The organism is Thalassobius vesicularis (assembly GCF_004799325.1).
GTDB classification, from domain to species: Bacteria; Pseudomonadota; Alphaproteobacteria; order Rhodobacterales; family Rhodobacteraceae; genus Thalassobius; species Thalassobius vesicularis.
Map to the genome: position 1 here is coordinate 1 of NZ_SSMD01000024.1, position 1,086 is coordinate 1,086.

A 1,086-nucleotide genomic window follows, 5' to 3' on the forward strand; every position below is an offset into this window, starting at 1 on the left:
TGGACCTGTCACGGTTTGATGCCGCTCCTTTGATAGCATTAATTGCAACAAAGGAGACGAGCTATGGGAACGACAAGGACGGATGAATTCCGGGCAGATGCGGTGCGGATCGCACTGACAAGCGGTTTGGCGCGCAAACAGGTTGCTGCTGATCTGGGCGTTGGGCTTTCGACGCTGAACAAATGGGTGGCGGCACATCGGGATACCGATGTGGTTCCGCAGAAGGACCAGGAGCTTGCCCGCGAGAATGAGCGCCTTCGGCGCGAGAACCGCATTCTCAAGGAGGAGAGGGACATCTTAAAAAAAGCCACAGCCTTCTTCGCGAGCCAAAAGCCATGAGGTTCAGGTTTATCGCAGAACACCGTGGCAGCTTTTCCACGACGCAGATGTGCAGGGTCATGGATGTCAGCCCACGCGGCTTGCGGGCGTATTGCAGCCGCCCGGCCAGCCGCAGGCAACGGACCGACATGGTTGTTCTGGCGCATATCAAGGAGCAATCCCGGCTCAGCCTGGGCAGTTATGGCCGCCCCAGAATGACAGAGGAGCTGAAAGAGCTGGGTCTGGAAGTCGGCCATCGCCGCGTTGGGCGGCTGATGCGAGAAAACGGCGTTCGGGTTGAAAGGTCGAAGAAATACAAGGTGACGACCGACAGCAATCATGCTTTCAACATCGCGCCCAACCTGTTGGACCGGGACTTCCGCGCGGATCGACCGAACCAGAAATGGGCCGGTGACATCAGCTATGTGTGGACCCGCGAAGGCTGGCTCTACCTTGCCGTGATCCTAGACCTGCATTCACGCCGGGTGATCGGCTGGGCGGTCAGCAACAGGATGAAGCGGGACCTGGCGATCCGGGCATTGAACATGGCCGTGGCCCTGCGCCAGCCCCCGAAAGGGTGCATCCACCACACGGACAGGGGCAGCCAATACTGTTCGCATGATTATCAGAAGATCCTGCGTCAGCACGGCTTTAGAGTGTCGATGAGCGGCAAGGGAAATTGTTATGACAACTCCGCGGTGGAGACCTTCTTCAAAACAATCAAGGCCGAGTTGATCTGGCGGCACTCCTGGCCAACGCGGCGGGCGA

The 1,086-nt window shown here is 58.6% G+C and carries 1 protein-coding gene; it reads left to right on the forward strand.

Annotation, left to right across the window (positions count from 1 at the left end; genetic code table 11):
* Window positions 1-63 precede the first annotated feature (63 nt).
* Window positions 64-1,086, forward strand: a protein-coding gene (locus E7681_RS18610) for an IS3 family transposase (protein ID WP_136340761.1) whose coding sequence is annotated in 2 segments (ribosomal slippage) — window positions 64-295 and window positions 295-1,086 — 1,024 coding nt annotated over the 2 segments. Because the reading frame shifts where the segments join, the coding sequence is not laid out codon by codon here. This gene is flagged as partial in the annotation.